Origin of the sequence: Brevundimonas sp. 374, from assembly GCF_900102995.1 — a bacterium.
Classification (GTDB): Bacteria; Pseudomonadota; Alphaproteobacteria; order Caulobacterales; family Caulobacteraceae; genus Brevundimonas; species Brevundimonas vesicularis_C.
In genome coordinates this window covers 916,522-934,057 of record NZ_FNKT01000001.1, presented here as the reverse complement: position 1 = coordinate 934,057, position 17,536 = coordinate 916,522, and the positions used below count along the sequence as shown (strand labels likewise).

The window sequence follows — 17,536 nt, the reverse complement described above, 5'->3', positions numbered from 1 at the left end:
GTAGCGCGGAACCGCGCCCTTGAGTAAATCTTGAGGGGTCAAATCTTGCGTGAGTTGACCATGTGAAGGCGGGGCTTCAGCTTCCGCCCGCCCCGAATGGAGTTTTCGATGTCCCTGACCGCCCCCGCCCTGAGCGCGACCGTCTCGTCGCCGCTGGATCTGATCGGCAAGACGCCGATGGTGGAGGTGACGAAGATCGACACCGGCCCGTGCCGCCTGCTGCTGAAGCTTGAGTCCCAGAACCCCGGCGGTTCGATCAAGGACCGGATCGCCATCTCGATGCTGGACGCCGCCGAGCGCGAAGGCTTCCTGAAGGAAGGCGGCACCATCGTGGAGGCGACGGCGGGCAACACCGGCCTGGCGCTGACGCTGGTCGGTCGGGCCAGGGGATATAAGGTGCTTCTGGTCATCCCGGACAAGATGTCCAAGGAAAAGATCCAGCATCTCAGGGCGATGGGCGCCGATGTTCGTCTGACGCGTTCGGACGTGCCGCACGGCCACCCGGAATACTACACCGACATGGCCGAGCGTCTGGCCCAGGGCATTCCCGGCGGCTTCTACGTCAATCAGTTCGCCAACGCCGCCAACGCCGAGGCCCATGTGAAGACGACGGGCCCCGAAATCTGGGAGCAGACGGGCGGTCAGATCGACGCCTTCGTCGCCGGCATCGGCTCGGGCGGCACGATCACCGGCACGGCGCAGTTTCTGAAGAGCGTGGGCTCGAAGGCCCAGATCATCCTGGCCGATCCGGTCGGCTCGACCCTGGCCGGCATCGTCAACGACGGCGTGCCGGGACCGGAAGGCAGCTACACCGTGGAGGGAATCGGTCAGAACTTCGTGCCCGACACGGCGGACATGAGCCTGATCGACAAGGCCTATTCGATCCCCGACGCCGAGGCGATCGCCACGGCGCGCGAGCTGCTGCTGAAGGAAGGCATCCTGGCCGGCTCTTCGTCCGGCACCCTGATCGCCTCGGCGCTGCGCTGGTGCCGCGAGCAGACGGAAGCGAAGACCTGCGTGACCTTCGTCTGCGACACCGGGGCCAAGTACCTGTCCAAGGTCTACAACGACGCCTGGCTGGCGGATCAGGGCCTGGGCGAGCGCGAGCTGCATGGCGACCTGTCGGACCTGATCAACCGCAAATACGAGAAGGGCGATGTCGTCGTCGCCGGGCCGGGCGACACCTTGGACACCGCCTTCAAGCGGATGAAGGGCGCCGACGTCTCGCAACTGCCGATCATCGAAGACGGCCGGCTTGTCGGGATTCTGGACGAAAGCGACCTGATCCGCATCATGAACACCGACGAGATCACGCGAAAGGAACGGTTCGCCAAGCCGGTGGCCTCGGCCATGACCCGCGATCTGGACACGCTTCAGGTCAATGAGCCGCTGGACGCCCTAATCCCTGTCTTCGACCGCGACCGCGTGGCCATCGTGCTGGACGGCGAGCGGTTTGTCGGCCTGATCACCCGCACCGACCTGATCAACCACCTCAGCCTGAACCGGTAAGTCCATGAGCGACAAGAAGAACAGCCAGGGCTTTTCGACCCGCGCCATCCATGCCGGCCAGCATCCTGACCCGACGACGGGTGCAGTGATGACGCCGATCTACGCCACCTCGACCTACGCCCAGGAAAGTCCGGGCGTGAACAAGGGTTATGAGTATGCGCGGGGCAAGAATCCGACGCGCGAGGCGTTCGAGGCCTGTATCGCGGATCTGGAGGGCGGCACGCACGGGTTCGGCTTCGGCTCGGGCATGGCGGCGACCTCGACGGCGCTGGAGTTGCTGGATGCGGGCGATCACATCGTCACGGGCGACGACCTGTATGGCGGCTCTTGGAGGCTGTTCGAGCGGGTGCGTCGGCGAACCATGGGGCTGGACTTCGCCTATGTGGACCTGAGCGACATCGCGGCGGTCGAGGCGGCGATCACGCCCAAGACGAAGATGCTGTGGGTCGAGACGCCCACCAATCCCCTGATGAAGCTGGCTGATATCGCCGCCCTGTCGATGGTGGCCAAGGCCCATGGGTTGCTGCTGGTGGTGGACAACACCTTCGCCACCCCGTTCTGCCAGCAGCCGCTGGGCCTGGGGGCGGACGTGGTGATGCACTCGGCGACCAAATACCTGAACGGCCATTCGGACATCATCGGCGGGGTGCTGGTGACGGCCGACGCCGAGTTGGCGACGCGGATCAAGTTCCTGCAGAACTCGGTCGGCGGTATCATGGGGCCGTTCGACGCCTTCCTGGCCAACCGGGGACTGAAGACTCTGGCGCTGAGGATGAAGGCGCACTGCGAGAATGCGCTGACCATCGCGCGCTGGCTCGAGGCGCGCGCGGGGATCGCCAAGGTCATCTATCCCGGCCTGATCGCCCACCCGCAGCATGAGCTGGCCGCGCGCCAGATGAGCGGCGGTTTTGGCGGCATGGTGACGGTGATACTGGACGGCGATCTGGAGCGCACCAAGCGGGTGCTGGAGCGGGTTCAGGTCTTCACCCTGGCCGAGTCGCTAGGTGGGGTCGAAAGCCTGGTGAACCACCCGGCCATCATGACCCACGCCAGCGTGCCCAAAGAGGTTCGCGAGGCGGGCGGCGTGACTGACAACCTGATCCGGCTGTCGGTCGGGGTCGAGAATGTCGAGGACCTGATCGCGGATCTGGATCAGGCCCTGGGCTGATCTCAGCTGGAGGGAAGGGCTGTCTGGTGGCCGGTGACCGGCGGCAGCTTCTTCTTGGGGGCGGCGCGCTTGACCGGGGCCTTTGCGGGCTTGGGCAGGGCCGCGCGGCGAGCTATTTCGGTGTCGATGACCGGGATGATATCGCTGGCGGCCATGACCTGGGTCGAGGCGCCGTGTTCGACCAGGCGGGCGGCGTTGGCGCGCAGCGTCGTCAGGTCGGCGTCGGTCATCGCGGGGATCATGTCGGCGAGCGGGGTCATGTCGGCATCCGTATGCAGAAGCCTCAGGGCTGGCGCGACAGGCGCCAGCCCTTCAGCTGATTGAAGGCGATTTCCACCGTCACGCGGTCGCCCAGCAGCGAGACGCCCGTCTGGGCGCCCAGCGAAGGCAGGACTGTGATCAGGTGGCCGTTGTCCAGGCGAACGCGACGGCCGCCGAGCGGCATCAGTTTGATGACCTCGCCGTCGAAGGCGATCACGCCGGCCCTGGTCGGGGCCGGCTCGTTCGTGTTGGACGCGTGGTGCGTGTCCTACTCCGCCGCCGTAAGGCGACCGGCGGACTCTTTGCCGGAGCGCGAATCGCGCTCGATTTCGTAGGAAATCTTCTGGCCTTCGTTCAGCGAGCCGACGCTCGAGGTTTCGACGGCCGAGGCGTGGACGAAGACGTCCTTGCCGCCGTCATCGGGCGCGATGAAGCCGTAGCCTTTGGTGGGGTTGTACCATTTTACAGTGCCGGTAGCCATTTGGAGACCTCCGTCTGGCGTTGACCGCAGGGAGGGATCCCTGGTCGGCCTGTCGGGTCTGAATGGGATCGGCTTTTGGACCTCGGTGCGTGATGCAAAGGGAGCAGCGGCGTTACGCAGAGAGATCGACCAGACCTAGATGGGCGCCCGACAACCGTTACGCAAGGGTCTGGCGATCAGAAGGCGTAGGCGACCTTGGCGACCAGGGCGTCCTCATATTGTTCGCCGAAGGTGTGGGCGTCGGTGTCGTAGTAGCGCAGGTCCAGTTCCAGGGCGTCGGTGAGGGCGTAGGTCACGCCGGCGTTCCAGCCGGTGTAGTCGGGCGCGCCGTTCTGTTCGCGGCGACCGACGGCGACCGTGCCGTTCAGCTGGGGCGTGAAGTCCCAGCCCAGGCGGCCCTCGATCCAGGTGAAGCTGTCGGTCGAGCCGGCGGCGTCGGGCGAATACTGGACCTGCAGTCGCGCGCTGGCCGGGCCGATCGAGCGGCTGGCGTTGCCGGTGATCTCCCAGGCGTCCTGATCATAGCCGGCTTCGGCGTCGAGGCGGTTCTTGTAGGCGACGTTGAAGTCGAACCGATAGCCGAAGGCCTCGGGCTGATAGCCGACCACGAACTCGGCCTCGACGTTGGAGCCGCCGGCCTGGATCGTCTGGAAGCCGGGGCCGACGTAGAACAGGCCGTCAGTGCTTTCCCAGGTCGCCGAGCCGAAGGCGTAGCCGTCGTTGCCGGACTTGGACGCATCCTTGGAGCGGTTGTCCGTGCCCGCGCCCAGTTCGAAGGACCAGGCGTCGCGCGCGGCAGGCGCCGACTGAGCGGCGGCCGGCAGGGCGACGGCGAGCGCGGAAACGGACAGGGCGGCGAGGATGGTCGTGCGGATCATGGGGGCTCCAACGCGCGAGGTGCGGATTGGCGCCGCCTTTAGCGTGCTCCGGCCTTGATGGCGAATTCCTCCGTGGCCTGAGCGAACTCTTGTCGCAGGCGCGCGAACAGTTCGGCGGTCGGCAGGACGTCGTGGATGGCGCCCGCGCCCTGGCCGGCGGACCAGACGGTCTTCCAGGCCTTGGCCTCGTCGCCCATGTCCAGCTTGTGCTCGGGCAGGGTCTTCGGATCGATGCCGTTCTCGATCAGCGACTTGCTCATGAAGTTGGCGGGGATGCCGGACACGGCGGGCGTGTGGACGATGTCGGTCGCGCCGCTGTCGATGACCATCTGCTTGTAGGCGTCGGCGGCCATGGCCTCGGTCGTGTTGATGAAGCGCGTGCCCATATAGGCGAAGTCCGCGCCCAGCATCAGGGCGGCCGCCACGTCCTGACCCGTCGAAAGCGCGCCCGACAGGATGATGGTCCCCTTGAAGAAGCTACGAACCTCATTGACCAGGGCGAAGGGGTTGATGATGCCCGCATGGCCGCCCGCGCCGTTGGCGACCAGGATCAGACCGTCGACGCCCGCCTCGGCCGCCTTTCGCGCATGGCGAATGTTGGCGATGTCATGGAAGACCTGACCGCCGTAGCCATGGACCGCGTCGACCACGTCGCGCACGGCGCCCAGGGAGGTGATGATCAGCGGCACCTTCTCCTCGACCGACACCATCATGTCGGCCATCAGCCGGGGGTTGGTCGGGTGGACGATGTGGTTGACACCGAAAGCCGCGGCCTCGGGCTTCAGCCGGCCTTTGATTTCATGAATCCAGTCGCGATAGCCCTCGGTCGTGCGCTGGTTCAGCGACGGGAAGGTGCCGATCACGCCCGCATTGCAGGCCTCGACCACCAGATCCGGTCCGGACACCAGGAACATCGGCGCCGAAATGATCGGCAGGATCAGACCTTTTTGCAGCGAAGCGGGAATGGCCACGGACGTCTCCTTTGGTTTTCTTTCGCTACGCTTAGCGGGCTGTCGCCGGGGAAGGCAATCGGGGGGATTTCAGACGGTGGCGCGAAAAAATGAGTCTAATTCGTCTAATCTCGGGTCGTAAGCGGGGTGACAGCGGGCAGGGGCTGGCGGCGGGTGAAAACCGGCCATCATACGACGGTTCGGGCGTAGGGTCGGTCGATTGACGCTGGTCGCTGCGAAGGCGTTGAAAGGGCGAGGGAAGCCGTCCGGGATTAGGATGGCTGGTCCGTCTCAATCCTCCCCCACCGGGGGAGGGGGACCGCGAAGCGGTGGAGGGGGCTGATCGCGCACCTGCCGATAAATATGGTCCACCACGGCAGCCAGTTCGCTCAACACATCCCGCGCCGGGATACGAAGGACGGAAATACCGCGTGCGTTGAGCCATTCTGTCCGCCGTTTGTCGTGCTCCACCGCCTCAGCTCGGGAATGGCTTTCGCCGTCCACCTCGACCGCGAGGCGGGCGTCCTCGCAATAGAAGTCCAGAATGTACGGACCGATGGGGTGCTGGCGGCGAAAGCGAATGCCGTCGAGCCGGCGCCCTCTGATGTGCTGCCACAGGAGGACTTCCGGCAGGGTCATCGTGCGGCGCAGGTCGCGGGCGCGGGCGACGGTTTTCTTAGGTGCATAGGTCATTTGCGTCATGGACCGCATACGCGGCCGGCCCCCTGCACCGCTTCGCGGTCCCCCTCCCCCGATGGGGGAGGATTTTCATCTGAGCGGCAAGCGCCTAAATGCCCGGCATGACACACTACACCGACAACCTCAGCCAGCTCGGCGCCCAGACCGCCGCTCCGACCAGTCCCGAGACGGCGGTGCTGGAGCGGGTGCCGAACCCGCATGCGGATACGCTGTATCTGGCCCGGTTCACGGCGCCGGAGTTCACCAGCCTGTGCCCGGTGACGGGCCAGCCGGATTTCGCGCACATCGTCATCGACTATGCGCCGGGCGACTGGCTGGTCGAGTCCAAGAGCCTGAAGCTGTATCTGACCAGTTTCCGCAATCACGGCGCCTTCCACGAGGACTGCACCGTCGCCATCGGGCGGCGGCTGGCGGACTTGCTGGAACCCAAATGGCTGAGGATCGGCGGATACTGGTATCCTCGCGGCGGCATCCCGATCGACGTCTTCTGGCAGACCGGTGCGCCGCCCGAAGGGCTGTGGCTGCCGGACCAAGGCGTGCCGACCTATCGCGGGCGGGGATAGTCAGAGGTCGCGCGGCCGCCGTTCAGCGGCTGGCGCGTGGCGATCAGGCGCTCAGGGCCACAGGCGCAGCCTGGTCAGGCCAGGCGACAGGAGACAAGGCTTCCAGCGCCGGCTTCGCCAGCAGATAGCCCTGCATCAGATCGACGCCGAGATCGCGCAGGACATCATGTTCGGCCAAGGTTTCGATGCCTTCGCAGACGGGCTGGATGCCCAGGTCCCGCAGCATGTTCAGCGTGTTGCGCACGATGGTGCGCTTGACCGTGTTGGTGTCGATGTCGCGCACCAGGGCCATGTCCAGTTTGACGATGTCGGGCTGGAACAGGCTGAGCAGGCCCAGACCCGCATAGCCGGCGCCGAAGTCGTCGATGGCGGTCTTGAAGCCCATGGCGCGATAGGATCGCAGGATATTCAGGATGTGGTCGGTGTCCATCACCTCGCTCTCGGTGAATTCGAAGATGATCCGATCCACCGGGAAGTTGGTGCGCATCGCCGCCGCCAGGGTGGCGCGGATGCAGGCGCGCGGCTCATAAACGGCGTTGGGCAGGAAGTTGATCGACAGGCTGGCGCCGCCCGCCGTCATATCCAGACCGGCGGCGAGATCGATGGCGGTCGTGCGGCACAGCTGATCGAAGGCATAGCGGTTGTCGTGGGAGATATGCGACAGAACCTGACCCGCGCCCCGGCCGTCCTTGCCCCGCACCAAGGCTTCGTAGGCGAAGACCGTCTGGTTCGTCACATCGACGATCGGCTGGAACGCCATGGTGATCGGCAGGTCAAACCCCGCCCCATCTCTGCAGCCTGCGCAAGACATAAGCTTCTCCTACTGGCCGGCAAGTCTATGGCGGCAGGCGTTAAAGACTGATGTCGAACAGGAAATTCGCTCTCGGGTTCCTTTCGTGCGGTTGAAACTCCGCAGCGCGGGAGCGGTCCGCTCTTGAAGTTTCTCGCTGCGCCGTCACGGGTAATGCGATGAACCACGCACTTCCGCTCGAAGCCTGGGGGCGCCGTCTGATGACGCGGGCGGAGGCGTGGGCGGATCGGTCGTGGGCGCGGCGCCAGGCCTATGAGTTCCTGTGGTTCGGGCTGAAGCAGGGGTGGGCGTGTCTGTTCGGGGGGCTGATGCTGGCCCTGATCCTGGGGACGTTTCTGCTTTGGCCGGAAGGGGCGCCGGTGTCCCGTTACGATTTCCTGGCGGTCGGGGCGGTGGTGATCCAGGCGGCGATGCTGATCTTCCGGCTGGAGAGCTGGGAAGAGGTGCGGGTGATCTTCCTGTTCCATGTAGCGGGGACGATCATGGAGCTGTTCAAGACCGCGCACGGGTCGTGGGTCTATCCCGAGGACAGTCTGCTGCGGATCGGGGCCGTGCCGCTGTTCTCGGGCTTCATGTATGCGGCGGTGGGCAGCTATATCGCGCGGGTGCAGCGCATCTTTCATATCCGGGTGCGGGGGTATCCGCCGCTGTGGACGACCTGGGTGCTGGCGGCGGCGATCTACATCAACTTCTTCGCCCATCACTGGCTGCCGGACGTGCGCATCGCGCTGTTCATCGCGACCGCCGTGTTGTTCGGGCGGGGATGGTTCTATTTCACGGCGGACCGGAAGCGGCGATCGATGCCGCTGCTGCTGGGGTACTTTCTGGTGGCCCTGTTCATCTGGTTCGCCGAGAACCTGGGCACGCTGGGGCGGGCCTGGGTTTATCCAGGGCAGGCCGACGGGTGGGAGATGGTGTCCCTGGCCAAGCTGGGCAGCTGGTTCCTGCTGATGATCATCTCGGTCGTGCTGGTCTCGTTGGTGCACCGGCCCGAGCCGGAGATCAGCGGCCCTGTAGCGCCCCGCGCATGACGGCGGATTTGCGGCTCATGCGAGCCTTCACCAGTCGATAAACGACGGCGACGATCAGGATGGTGACGGCGAGGCCGCCGATCAGCAGGGTGGGGCCGTGGGCCTCGCTGAGGACTTCCATCTTCGCCAGGCCCTGGGCGGCGAGATAGCCCGGCGCCAGCATGGCAAGCACCCAGACGATCCCCGATGTGACATTGCCGAACTGGAAGGCGCGCTGACGCATCCTGAGCATGCCCAGCGTCAGCGGCACGAAGGCGCGCAAGGGGCCGAAGAAGCGGCCCACGAAGATCGACATGACGCCGTAGCGACGGCAGTACAGGCGCGTCCAAGCGATGCGACGGCGGTGCGCCTTGAACATCGGGCGCTGGAGGAAGCGCACGCCCAGCCGACGCCCGGCCCAGTAGGAGATGGCGTCGCCGATCACCGCGCCAACGACGCAACCGACGATGACGTTGACAGGGTCCAGCACGCCGGCCGCGATCAGGCCGCCCGCCGCGACCAGCAGGCCGGTGGCGGGCACAAAGGCGCCGACGACGGCCAACGACTCGACGAACACGACAAGGCCCAGCATGACGCCGGCCCACATATGGTTGCGGGCGACGAAATCGCCTACGGCTTGCAACAGGGAATCCATACGAAGGCCTTGGGGGAGGAAGGCGGGGTCGGTCGAGGTCAAACCGACGTAGGGCGACCTTATGTCACCCGCTTACGGCAGGCGTGTGACCTTGGCGGCCATGTCGGGACGCGGGCGTTCCAGCGCAGGTTCGTTCAGCGTGCCGATGTGGATGAAGCCGGCGACGTTCTCGCCCTCGGTCAGGCCGAACAGGGCCGTGGCCTGGGGATCGTAGCTATACCAGTCGGTGATCCAGCTGGACGAATAGCCGAAGCCTGAGGAGGCGTGTTCCAGGTTCATGCAGACGGCGCCCGCCGACAGCTGTTGCTCCCAGATCGGCTTGGATCCTTCGACCGGCGTCGAGACGACCAGTATGGTGACGGGCGCGGCGGTCAGCTTGGCCAGCACGGCCTGATCCTTGGCCGGGCCGTTCCTGAGTTCGACCAGCACGGCGAGGCGGGCGGCGATGTCGGCGCGCGATTGAGGCCCCAGGACGACGAAACGCCACGGGAACAGCTTGCCATGGTCGGGTGTGCGGGCGCCCAGCGTCAGGATCTCGTCCAGTTCGGCCTCGGACGGGCCGGGCGCGACCAAGGTCTGGGCCGGGGCGGAGCGCCGCTGGGCCAGGCGGTCGCGAAAATTTTTCGACGGAACGGGCGGGGGCAGGGGTTCGTTGAGGGCGACCATGCCGTCTAGCTAGGCTTTCATCCGCGTCTTCGCCATAGGTGGCCCATGCGCAAATCCAACGAACCGAAATGGGCTGAGGCGCTGGCGAAACCGCCGGAGTGGCGCAGCGACGGAACCGAGACCGTGTTCGACAGCCCTTGGATGGCCCTGACCCGGCATCCGGCGACGGCCCCGACGGGGGTGAAGGCCGACTATGCCGTGGTGCGGTTCAAGAACGTCGGGACCGGCGTCTTGCCGGTGCATGACGACGGGACGGTGACCTTGGTGGGCCAGCAGCGGTTCGCCCACGCCAACTACAGCTGGGAAATGCCCGAAGGCGGCGCGCCGCTGGACGAGGATCCGTTCGACGGCATCCGGCGCGAACTGGCCGAGGAGGCGGGATTGCAGGCCGAACACTGGCTGCCGGCGCTGAAGGTCGAGATGTCGAACTCCATCACCGACGAGATCGGCATGACCTGGATCGCGTGGGGCCTGTCGCCCGCGCCGACCGATCCCGATCCCACCGAGATCATCGCCGTGGTGCGCGTGCCGTTCGTGGATCTGCTGGACGAGATCGGGCGGGGAACGGTGCGCGACAGCCTGACGGTGGCGACGGCCTATAAAGCCTATCATATGGCGATGAACGGCGAACTGCCCGAGGCGCTGGCGCGCGCCTTGCTGGGGCGCGTATGATGTCGCCGAAGGAGCCGGTCATGGCCAAGCTGGAAGTCGTCGCAGAACCCGAAATGGACAGCGTGTGGCGTCAGCTGCGCGCCTCGGCCGAGGCGGCGTCGCGCGAGGAGCCGCAACTGGGCTCGCAGATGAATGCGGTCATCCTGTCGCACGACGACCTGGCGGGCGCGCTGAGCTTTCAGATCGCGCGCAAGCTGGCGGACGGCGAGATGAGCGCCATGTCGGTGCGCGAAGTCTGTCTGTCGGCGTTCAAGGCCGACCCGTCGATGGTCGAGGCGGCGGAGGCGGATCTGCAGGCTGTGGCCGAACGCGACCCGGCGATCCGCAACCTGTTGCAGCCCTTCCTGTATTTCAAAGGCTTCCAGGCCCTACAGGGCTGGCGCGTGGCGCACTGGCTGTGGGGACAAGGGCGCGAGACGCTGGCCTTCCACTTCCAGAGCCGGATTTCCGAACTGTTCCAGCTGGACATCCATCCGGCCGCGCAGATGGGCAAGGGGCTGTTTCTGGATCACGGCACGGGCATCGTGATCGGCGAGACGGCGGTGGTCGGCGACGACGTGTCGATGCTGCACGGCGTGACCCTGGGTGGGACGGGCGCCGAACGCGGCGACCGCCACCCCAAGATCGGCAAGGGCGTCCTGTTGGGCGCCGGGGCAAAGGTGCTGGGCAATATCCATGTCGGCGACTACGCCAAGGTGGCGTCCGGCTCGGTGGTGCTGAAGGCTGTGCCGTCCGGCTGCACCGTGGCGGGGGTGCCGGCCCGGCTGGTCAACTGCCCGACCAACGCCGAACCGGCCCGCACCATGGATCACACCCTGGCCGATGTGGTGTACGACTTCGTCATCTGACGGCGGACGTCTTCATTCAGCCGGCGCCACAAGCTGAATCTCCACCGTCTCATCGACGTAACTGAACTTGTCGAACACGCGACCGATCATGATCGCTGCGACAAGGATTGCGACAGCGGCGCCCACGCCTGCCCAAACCAGAAAAGTCCGGGTCTTCGCCTTCATGCGGAAATGTCCTTGGACGCTGTCCTTTTAGGCAGGATGACGATGAGAACCGCAAACACGAGGAAGGCGAGGATCGTCAGCGCGCCGAGCAGTTTTGCAAGTTCGAACGCAAAGTTTGCGATCCCGCCGAAGCCAAGAACGGCGCACGCGAAAGCTGACACCATAGCCATGACGCCGACCACGAAGCTGACAATCGAAACGATGAGCGATGTACGGACGACAGGGTGCATTGACCGGCTCTCTCGATGTTCGGCGCGCAGCCGGTGTGAAGTTTCTAGTGGCGCTTAACAGGCTTTGGACGCGTGTCCAGTGAGGCAGTGCTTGTCATCTAAGCGGCATCACAACGCGATCCTGAGCGAGGCGCGGACGCTGCGCGGGGCGCCGGGGTAGATCCACAGGGCGCTGTAGGAGCTGGCGGCGTAACGCTCGTCAAACAGATTATCGATCTCGACGCGGGCGGTGATCTGGGGCGTCAGTCCGTAGTCCAGCGCCGCCTTGGCCTTCCAATAGGCGGGCAGTTCGGGCGCGCCGAGCGCCAGGCCGCCGGCCCGGTCGCCGACGTAGGCCGCGCCGGTCATGAACGACCAGGTCGTGCCGTGGATGGTAGGGAAGCGACCGATGACGAAAAGCGAGCCGGAATGTTCGGGCACGTTCAGCACGGCGTCGGTGGCGAAGGCGCTGTCGTCGGCCTTCGCGTCGGTCCAGCCGTAGTTGGCCACCACCTGCCAGGCGTCGTCGATCTTCAAGGCGCCGTCCAGCTCGATCCCGCGCGTCGTCAGCTTGCCGACCGGGGCCAGGAAGTTGGGATCGACGGGATCGGTCGTCAGAATGTTCGACTTCTCGATGTCGAAGACTGTGGCGGCGAGGTCCAGTCCGTCCCAGGCGCCGGCCAGGCCGATCTCATAGCCCTTGCCATCCTCCGGCGCGAAGCCGGAGCCGTCGCGACCTGTGCCCGAGTTCAGAACGAAGGACTGACCATAGCTGGCGTGGGCGGTCAGGTTGTCGGTCAGGCGATAGCGGGCGGCGAAGCGGTATTTCAGGGGCGTATCGCGGGCCTCGCCGACGGCGCCGGTGCGGTTGTTTCGGATGGTCTGGTCGTAGTCGTCGAACCGCAGCCCGGCCAGCAGGCTGAGGCGGTCGTTCACCTCCCACAAATCCTGGGCGTACAGGGTGACGACGTCGCGCGTTTCCAGATTGTCGGTGAAGGGCAGGGGCGTCGGCGGCGTGATCGCGCCATAGACGGGATTGAGGACATTGATCGGATAAGGATTGGCCGCAGTCGGATTGATGCGCAGCCACTTCTCGCCATAGGTCAGCTGATAGGCCTTCACCCCGAAACCGAGGTTGTGAACGCCCAGCCCCGTTTCGACCACGCCGTTCAGCTCGAGCCGGGCCGACAGGTCCTCGACCGAGAAGTCGCGTCCGCGACGCTGACGCCACAGCTGGTCGCCGACCAGGCGCGACTGATCGCTGGACAGGCCCTTCAGCGAGCCGCCGCGCCAGGCGACGCCGCCGTTCAGGCTCCAGTCGTCATTGATCCGGTATTCGCCGGTGATCTGATGCCGTTCGTTGCGGAAGCGGGTCACGCCGTCGCCGGGCTCGCCGTAGTAGTTCGAGGGCGGCAGGAACAGGGAGTCGCCGTTGATCGCCGGCATCCCCCGGTCGAACAGGGTGGTGAAGGTGGTGAACTCGCCCACATAGGTCAGGCGCAGATCGTCGGTGGGACGCCAAGTCAGGGACGGCGCCACCACGGTGCGGTCCAAGCCGACATAGTCGCGCCAGCCGTTCGAGGTCTCGCCCGCCACCACAAGCCGTCCGGCCAGGGAGTCGTTGATCGGGCCGGTCAGGTCCAGTTCGCTGCGGCGCAGGCCGAATGATCCCACCGTGGCGGTAAAGGCGGCGGCGGCGGCAAAGCGGGGGGTCTTGGAGACGATATTGATGCGTCCGGCCGGGTCGATGTCGCCGAACAGGGCGCCGGACGGCCCCTTAAGCACCTCGATCCGCTCGGACGTCGCTGGGTCGCGAGGCGGGGCCATGCCGCGATTGGCCAGAAAGCCGTCGACGTAATATTCCGCCCCGCCGTCGGGCGTGCCCAAGAAGCCGCGGATGGCGAAGTTGTCCATGACGCCGCCGCGATTGTTCTGCTGGCTGACGCCGCTGACCAGTTCCAGCGCATCGGCAAGGCGCGTCGCGCCCACGGCCTTGATCAGATCGTTCTCGATGGAGCGGCTGGACGGCGACATGGCCTCGGTGATCGATCCTGCGCCCAGAGTCAGGTCACGCGGTGCCGAACGGCGGCCCAGAACGACGATCTCCCCCACCGTCTCAGGCTCGACCGCCTCGACAGCGACGGGGGCGGGGGCGTTGGCGGCGACCAGCAGGCACGCGCTGGCGCAGCTCAGAAGGAGGGACAAGGCAGGCTCCGTTTGAAATGTTATACTGTATCGGCTATCCGCTTCCGCCTGATGATGTCAACCGCTGCAACGCTTGTTCCCGCTTCCGCTTCTTCGACTGCCGCGCCAAGCCGTGCGGTCGGTCGGATCCGATCCATCGACGCCCTGCGCGGGCTGGTGATCCTGCTGATGCTGGTCGATCACGCGCGGGAGTTCTTCTTCATCCACGCCCAGGTCTCGGACCCGATGAATGTGGAGACGACCTCGCCGGCGTTGTTCTTCACGCGGCTGTCGGCCCATCTGTGCGCGCCGGTGTTCGTGGCCCTGACGGGCTTGGGGGCTTGGCTGTACGGAAACAAGCAGGCGGGCGGTGGGAACGGAGCCGGCGCGGCATCGGCCTTCCTGCTGAAACGCGGTCTGTTTCTGGTCGTGCTGGAGCTGACGGTGGTCAACTTCGCCTGGACCTTCTCGATTACGCCCGAGTTGATCTATCTGCAGGTGATCTGGGCCATCGGCCTGTCGATGATCGCGCTGGCGGCCCTGGTGCATCTGCCGCGCGCGGTGCTGATCGGCGTGGGGTTGGTCATCGTGCTGGGTCACAATCTGCTGGACCCGATCAGCGTCGCGGCAGGGCAGCCAGGCCATGCGATCTGGGCTGTGCTGCATGATCGCGGTTTCATCGATTTGCCGTGGAGCGGTCAGGCGAGGACCTCCTATCCGCTTCTGCCGTGGATCGGGGTGGCGGCTTTGGGCTACGCCATCGGGCCGTGGTTCGCAGGCGAGCAGCGGGCGCGGCTGAGGCGGCTGGTGCTGACGGGGCTGGGCGCGCTCGCTCTGTTCGTCGTGCTGCGGGCGATCAATGTCTATGGCGATGCGCCGTGGGCCGTGCAGGCGACGCCGATCCAGACGGTGATGAGCGTGCTCAACCTGACCAAATATCCGCCGTCGGCCGATTTTCTGCTGCTGACGCTGGGGATAGGCGCGCTGATCCTGGCGGGGCTGGAAAAGGCGCCGGTTCGGTTGGTCGGCGTGCTGGCGGTCTTTGGCGGAGCGCCGCTGTTCTTCTATCTGATCCACCTCTACGGGCTGCATCTGCTGAATCTGGCGGCCCTAATGTTGTTCGGCGCCAATCAGGGCGAGGGCTTCGGCGTGCCCGGCGTCGGCTGGGTGTGGTTGCTGGCGGGCCTGGTCGCCGTGCCTTGCTGGTTCGCCTGCCGGTGGTTCGGCGGGGTCAAGCGGCGCAGTTCGCAATGGTGGATGAAGTATCTCTGAGGCGGGAAAATGCGCGGCGCCAGTTTCCCTGAACCGCCGATGTCTCTAGGGTCCGCCGCCAACGTCCAGACCATGAGGCCCCCCGTGAAAGACACCGACCTGAAGCGCATCGAGGCTCACCTCAAGCGCACCTTCAACACCGGCGGCATCATCGTGAAGGCCCGCCCCAAGCAGAATGACTCGGCCGAGGTCTATGTCGGCGACGAGTTCATCGGCATCGTCTTCGAGGATGAGGACGAGGAAGGCTCGTTCATGTTCGAAATGGCGATCCTGGCCGAAGATCTTCCGGCCTAAAACGCCGACCGATCCGACCGCCCGGCGTGAATGCGCCGGGCGGTTTTCGTTTGGGCCGACTCGTTCAGCGATGCGGGCCGGTCAGCGCGTGGGGGCCGCGCGTTCGAGGCAATATAGCGCCTCGACGATGTCCTCGGCCTTCTGCTGGACCAGTTGCTGGGCGTCGTGGACGCCGCGATTGTAGAAGGCGCCGCCGATCGCCGTGCCGATGAAGTCCAGCAGCATATCGGCCGGAAGCTGGCCGAGTTCCTGATCCAGTTCTCGGGCGAAGTAGTCGCGCAGTTTGGCGGTGATCGCCGCGCGTTCTTCCTTGGAAAATTCGATCGGCTTCATGCGACTTCGGCCAAGGCTTCTTCGGCGGCGACCCAGGCGGCTTCGGCGGCGGCGAGATCCGCCTCGGTCTTGGCGCGGGCGCGGGTCAGGCCTTCCAGGGCCTTGGGATTGCTGACCGAGGCGGTGGCCATGTCGTCGTCGATACGGGCGATCTCGGCCGCAAGGCGGGTCATGGTCTCCTCCGCCTTCTTGACCGCGTGGCGCAGGGTGGAAGGCGAGGGGCCGGATCGCTTCTTGTTGCCCCTATCGTTCGCGCCGCGGGCGCTCTCTGCTTGAGGGGCGCCTGAGTTCGCCTTGGCCTCTTCCTTCTTGATCTGGCTAGGCTTGGCGATGGCCTGTTTCGCGCGGTCGAGGACGAACTTGGCGTAGTCGTCCATGTCGCCGTCGAACGGCTTGACCGTGCCGTCGGCGGCCAGCCACAGGCGATCCGCCACCATTTCCATCAGCGAGCGGTCGTGGGTGATCAGGATGACGGCGCCGTTGTAGTCGTTCAGCGCGTCCAGCAGCGCGCGACGGCTGTCGATATCCAGGTGGTTGGTCGGTTCGTCCAGGATCAGGACGTGGGGCGCGTCCATCGCCACCATGTTCAGCAGCAGCCGCGCGCGCTCGCCGCCCGACAGGCTATCGACCGTGGTTTCCTGCTTCTCATAACCCAGGCCGAACTGGGCCAGTTTGGAGCGGCGGGCGCTTTCGGGCGCGTCCGGCATGGCGCGGCGGATGATTTCCAGCGGCGTGTCGGTCGGGTCCATCGCCTCGATCTGGTGCTGGTGGAACCAGCCGACGCGCATCTTCCTGTCGCGGTGAAGCTCGCCCTCGGACACGTCCAGAGCGCCGGCGATCATCTTGGCGAAGGTCGACTTGCCCGCGCCGTTGACGCCCAGGAGGCCGATGCGGTCGTCCAGGTCCATGCGCAGGTTCAGATTGCGCAGGATCGGCTTGCCTGGCTCATAGCCGACATTGGCCCGCTCCAGCCGGATCAGCGGCGGGGCCAGCGGACGCGGCGGCGAGGGCAGGGTGAAGGGGGCGACGCGCTCCTCGATCGTGGTGGCGACGGGCTGCATCTTCTCCAGCCGCTTCATGCGCGACTGGGCCTGGGCGGCCTTGGAGGCCTTGGCCTTGAAGCGATCGACGAAGGCCTGAAGGTGGGCGCGCTCGGCGTCCTGCTTAGCCTTGGCCGACAGCTGCAGCCGCGCCTTTTCGGCGCGCGCCTTTTCGAAGGCGTCGTAGTTGCCGGTGTAGAGGGTCAGGGTGTGGTTCGCGAGGTGCAGGATATGGGTGCAGACCTCGTTCAGCATCTCGCGGTCGTGGGAAATGATCAGGGCGGTGTGCGGGTATTTCTTCAGCCGCGCCTCAAGCCACAGGGCGCCTTCCAGGTCGAGGTAGTTCGTCGGTTCGTCCAGCAGCAGCATGTCCGGCTCGGCGAACAGGGCCGCCGCCAAAGCGACGCGCATCCGCCAGCCGCCCGAGAACTCCGACATCGGCCGGGCCTGGTTCTCCTGGTCGAAGCCCAGACCGACCAGGATTTCGGCGGCGCGCGCGGGCGCGGCGTCGGCGTCGATCTCGATCAGGCGCGACCAGATCTCGCCCATCTCTTCCGGTTCCGCGGTCTCGAGCCGGCCCAGCAGGGTGTGGCGCTCGACGTCGGCCTCGAGGATGGTGTCGATGACGCTGACGGGGGTCGCCGGATGCTCCTGATCGACCGAGCCGATACGGGCGGTCTTGGGCAGGCTGATCTCGTCGCCGGCGGCGTGAAGCTCGCCCAGGATCAGCTTGAACAGGGTCGATTTGCCGATGCCGTTGCGGCCGACCAGGCCGACCTTGGAGCCGGGCGGCAGGCTGACGGAGGCGTCCACGAGAAACTTGCGGCCCCAGGCGTTGAAGGTCAGGTCAGTGATCTGGAGCATTGCG

Annotated in this window: 22 protein-coding genes; 8 read left to right on the top strand and 14 right to left on the bottom strand. The window is 65.9% G+C overall.

All coding sequences use genetic code 11. The features are described 5' to 3' along the window. Positions 1-108 precede the first annotated feature (108 nt). Together BLR19_RS04605 and BLR19_RS04600 are read left to right on the top strand one after the other, a co-directional pair. Positions 109-1,509 carry a pyridoxal-phosphate dependent enzyme gene (locus tag BLR19_RS04605; protein ID WP_218119314.1) on the top strand — a complete coding sequence of 467 codons (1,401 nt, stop codon included), beginning with the start codon at positions 109-111 and terminating at the stop codon, positions 1,507-1,509. 4 nt (positions 1,510-1,513) lie between these two features. Beyond that, on the top strand, positions 1,514-2,677 hold the full coding sequence (locus tag BLR19_RS04600; RefSeq protein ID WP_091747694.1) for a cystathionine gamma-synthase: 1,164 nt from the start codon (positions 1,514-1,516) through the stop codon (positions 2,675-2,677). Between the two features lie 2 nt (positions 2,678-2,679). Here the strand turns inward: BLR19_RS04600 and BLR19_RS04595 are convergent, their stop codons facing one another. The 6 genes from BLR19_RS04595 to BLR19_RS04570 all read right to left on the bottom strand — a co-directional run bounded on the left by BLR19_RS04595 (position 2,680) and on the right by BLR19_RS04570 (position 5,949). Further along, entirely contained in the window at positions 2,680-2,937 is a 258-nt protein-coding gene (locus BLR19_RS04595) for a hypothetical protein (RefSeq protein ID WP_091747690.1), read from the bottom strand. A 23-nt stretch (positions 2,938-2,960) separates the two neighbouring features. Beyond that, positions 2,961-3,155: a S1 domain-containing protein gene (locus tag BLR19_RS04590; protein WP_055754798.1), complete on the bottom strand. Its 195-nt coding sequence runs from the start codon at positions 3,153-3,155 to the stop codon at positions 2,961-2,963. Between the two features lie 51 nt (positions 3,156-3,206). Next, positions 3,207-3,419 (bottom strand): cold-shock protein, encoded by a 213-nt coding sequence (locus tag BLR19_RS04585; protein WP_008260450.1) that lies wholly within the window; start codon positions 3,417-3,419, stop codon positions 3,207-3,209. A gap of 176 nt (positions 3,420-3,595) precedes the next feature. Next, positions 3,596-4,297, bottom strand: coding sequence for a TorF family putative porin (locus BLR19_RS04580; protein WP_091747687.1), 702 nt, complete (start codon positions 4,295-4,297; stop codon positions 3,596-3,598). A gap of 38 nt (positions 4,298-4,335) precedes the next feature. Beyond that, positions 4,336-5,268, bottom strand: coding sequence for an NAD(P)H-dependent flavin oxidoreductase (locus BLR19_RS04575; RefSeq protein ID WP_091747684.1), 933 nt, complete (start codon positions 5,266-5,268; stop codon positions 4,336-4,338). A 270-nt stretch (positions 5,269-5,538) separates the two neighbouring features. Continuing rightward, the gene (locus tag BLR19_RS04570; protein ID WP_255366434.1) at positions 5,539-5,949 is read right to left on the bottom strand and encodes an endonuclease domain-containing protein; all 411 of its coding nucleotides are present in this window, start codon (positions 5,947-5,949) and stop codon (positions 5,539-5,541) included. Positions 5,950-6,047: 98 nt separating this feature from the next. On the opposite strand from BLR19_RS04570, the gene queF reads away from it, so the two are divergent. Next, positions 6,048-6,509 (top strand): preQ(1) synthase, encoded by a 462-nt coding sequence (queF, locus tag BLR19_RS04565; protein ID WP_066554928.1) that lies wholly within the window; start codon positions 6,048-6,050, stop codon positions 6,507-6,509. A 43-nt stretch (positions 6,510-6,552) separates the two neighbouring features. Here the strand turns inward: queF and BLR19_RS04560 are convergent, their stop codons facing one another. Beyond that, positions 6,553-7,320 carry an EAL domain-containing protein gene (locus BLR19_RS04560; protein ID WP_091747681.1) on the bottom strand — a complete coding sequence of 256 codons (768 nt, stop codon included), beginning with the start codon at positions 7,318-7,320 and terminating at the stop codon, positions 6,553-6,555. A 158-nt stretch (positions 7,321-7,478) separates the two neighbouring features. Here BLR19_RS04560 and BLR19_RS04555 point away from each other — a divergent pair, with 158 nt between their 5' ends. Then, the gene (locus BLR19_RS04555) at positions 7,479-8,351 is read left to right on the top strand and encodes a DUF817 domain-containing protein (RefSeq protein WP_091747678.1); all 873 of its coding nucleotides are present in this window, start codon (positions 7,479-7,481) and stop codon (positions 8,349-8,351) included. On the opposite strand, the gene BLR19_RS04550 is transcribed toward BLR19_RS04555, so the two are convergent. After that, a complete protein-coding gene (locus tag BLR19_RS04550) occupies positions 8,323-8,985 on the bottom strand; it encodes a DedA family protein (RefSeq protein ID WP_091747675.1) in 663 nt (220 codons plus the stop codon). The genes BLR19_RS04555 and BLR19_RS04550 overlap by 29 nt on opposite strands. A 72-nt stretch (positions 8,986-9,057) precedes the next feature. Further along, entirely contained in the window at positions 9,058-9,651 is a 594-nt protein-coding gene (locus BLR19_RS04545) for a nitroreductase family protein (RefSeq protein WP_091747673.1), read from the bottom strand. 45 nt (positions 9,652-9,696) lie between these two features. On the opposite strand from BLR19_RS04545, the gene BLR19_RS04540 reads away from it, so the two are divergent. Together BLR19_RS04540 and cysE are read left to right on the top strand one after the other, a co-directional pair. Continuing rightward, positions 9,697-10,323 carry an NUDIX domain-containing protein gene (locus BLR19_RS04540; RefSeq protein ID WP_091747670.1) on the top strand — a complete coding sequence of 209 codons (627 nt, stop codon included), beginning with the start codon at positions 9,697-9,699 and terminating at the stop codon, positions 10,321-10,323. Between the two features lie 20 nt (positions 10,324-10,343). Next, positions 10,344-11,171 carry a serine O-acetyltransferase gene (cysE, locus tag BLR19_RS04535; RefSeq protein ID WP_091749103.1) on the top strand — a complete coding sequence of 276 codons (828 nt, stop codon included), beginning with the start codon at positions 10,344-10,346 and terminating at the stop codon, positions 11,169-11,171. Positions 11,172-11,183: 12 nt separating this feature from the next. Here the strand turns inward: cysE and BLR19_RS14770 are convergent, their stop codons facing one another. The 3 genes from BLR19_RS14770 to BLR19_RS04525 all read right to left on the bottom strand — a co-directional run bounded on the left by BLR19_RS14770 (position 11,184) and on the right by BLR19_RS04525 (position 13,750). Then, the gene (locus BLR19_RS14770) at positions 11,184-11,336 is read right to left on the bottom strand and encodes a hypothetical protein (protein WP_176758266.1); all 153 of its coding nucleotides are present in this window, start codon (positions 11,334-11,336) and stop codon (positions 11,184-11,186) included. After that, positions 11,333-11,566 carry a hypothetical protein gene (locus tag BLR19_RS04530; protein ID WP_091747667.1) on the bottom strand — a complete coding sequence of 78 codons (234 nt, stop codon included), beginning with the start codon at positions 11,564-11,566 and terminating at the stop codon, positions 11,333-11,335. The genes BLR19_RS14770 and BLR19_RS04530 overlap by 4 nt, the downstream gene beginning before the upstream one ends. A 108-nt stretch (positions 11,567-11,674) precedes the next feature. Beyond that, positions 11,675-13,750, bottom strand: a complete 2,076-nt coding sequence (locus BLR19_RS04525; protein ID WP_091747665.1) for a TonB-dependent siderophore receptor — start codon at positions 13,748-13,750, stop codon at positions 11,675-11,677. Between the two features lie 51 nt (positions 13,751-13,801). On the opposite strand from BLR19_RS04525, the gene BLR19_RS04520 reads away from it, so the two are divergent. Both BLR19_RS04520 and BLR19_RS04515 read left to right on the top strand, forming a co-directional pair. Further along, on the top strand, positions 13,802-15,001 hold the full coding sequence (locus tag BLR19_RS04520; protein WP_091747662.1) for an acetyltransferase domain-containing protein: 1,200 nt from the start codon (positions 13,802-13,804) through the stop codon (positions 14,999-15,001). A gap of 84 nt (positions 15,002-15,085) precedes the next feature. Continuing rightward, a complete protein-coding gene (locus BLR19_RS04515) occupies positions 15,086-15,295 on the top strand; it encodes a DUF3126 family protein (RefSeq protein ID WP_017504669.1) in 210 nt (69 codons plus the stop codon). 81 nt (positions 15,296-15,376) lie between these two features. Here BLR19_RS04515 and BLR19_RS04510 read toward each other — a convergent pair whose 3' ends face one another. Further along, on the bottom strand, positions 15,377-15,628 hold the full coding sequence (locus tag BLR19_RS04510) for a DUF2164 domain-containing protein (protein WP_091747659.1): 252 nt from the start codon (positions 15,626-15,628) through the stop codon (positions 15,377-15,379). After that, positions 15,625-17,532, bottom strand: coding sequence for an ABC-F family ATP-binding cassette domain-containing protein (locus tag BLR19_RS04505; RefSeq protein ID WP_091747657.1), 1,908 nt, complete (start codon positions 17,530-17,532; stop codon positions 15,625-15,627). The genes BLR19_RS04510 and BLR19_RS04505 overlap by 4 nt, the downstream gene beginning before the upstream one ends. Between the last annotated feature and the right edge of the window lie 4 nt (positions 17,533-17,536).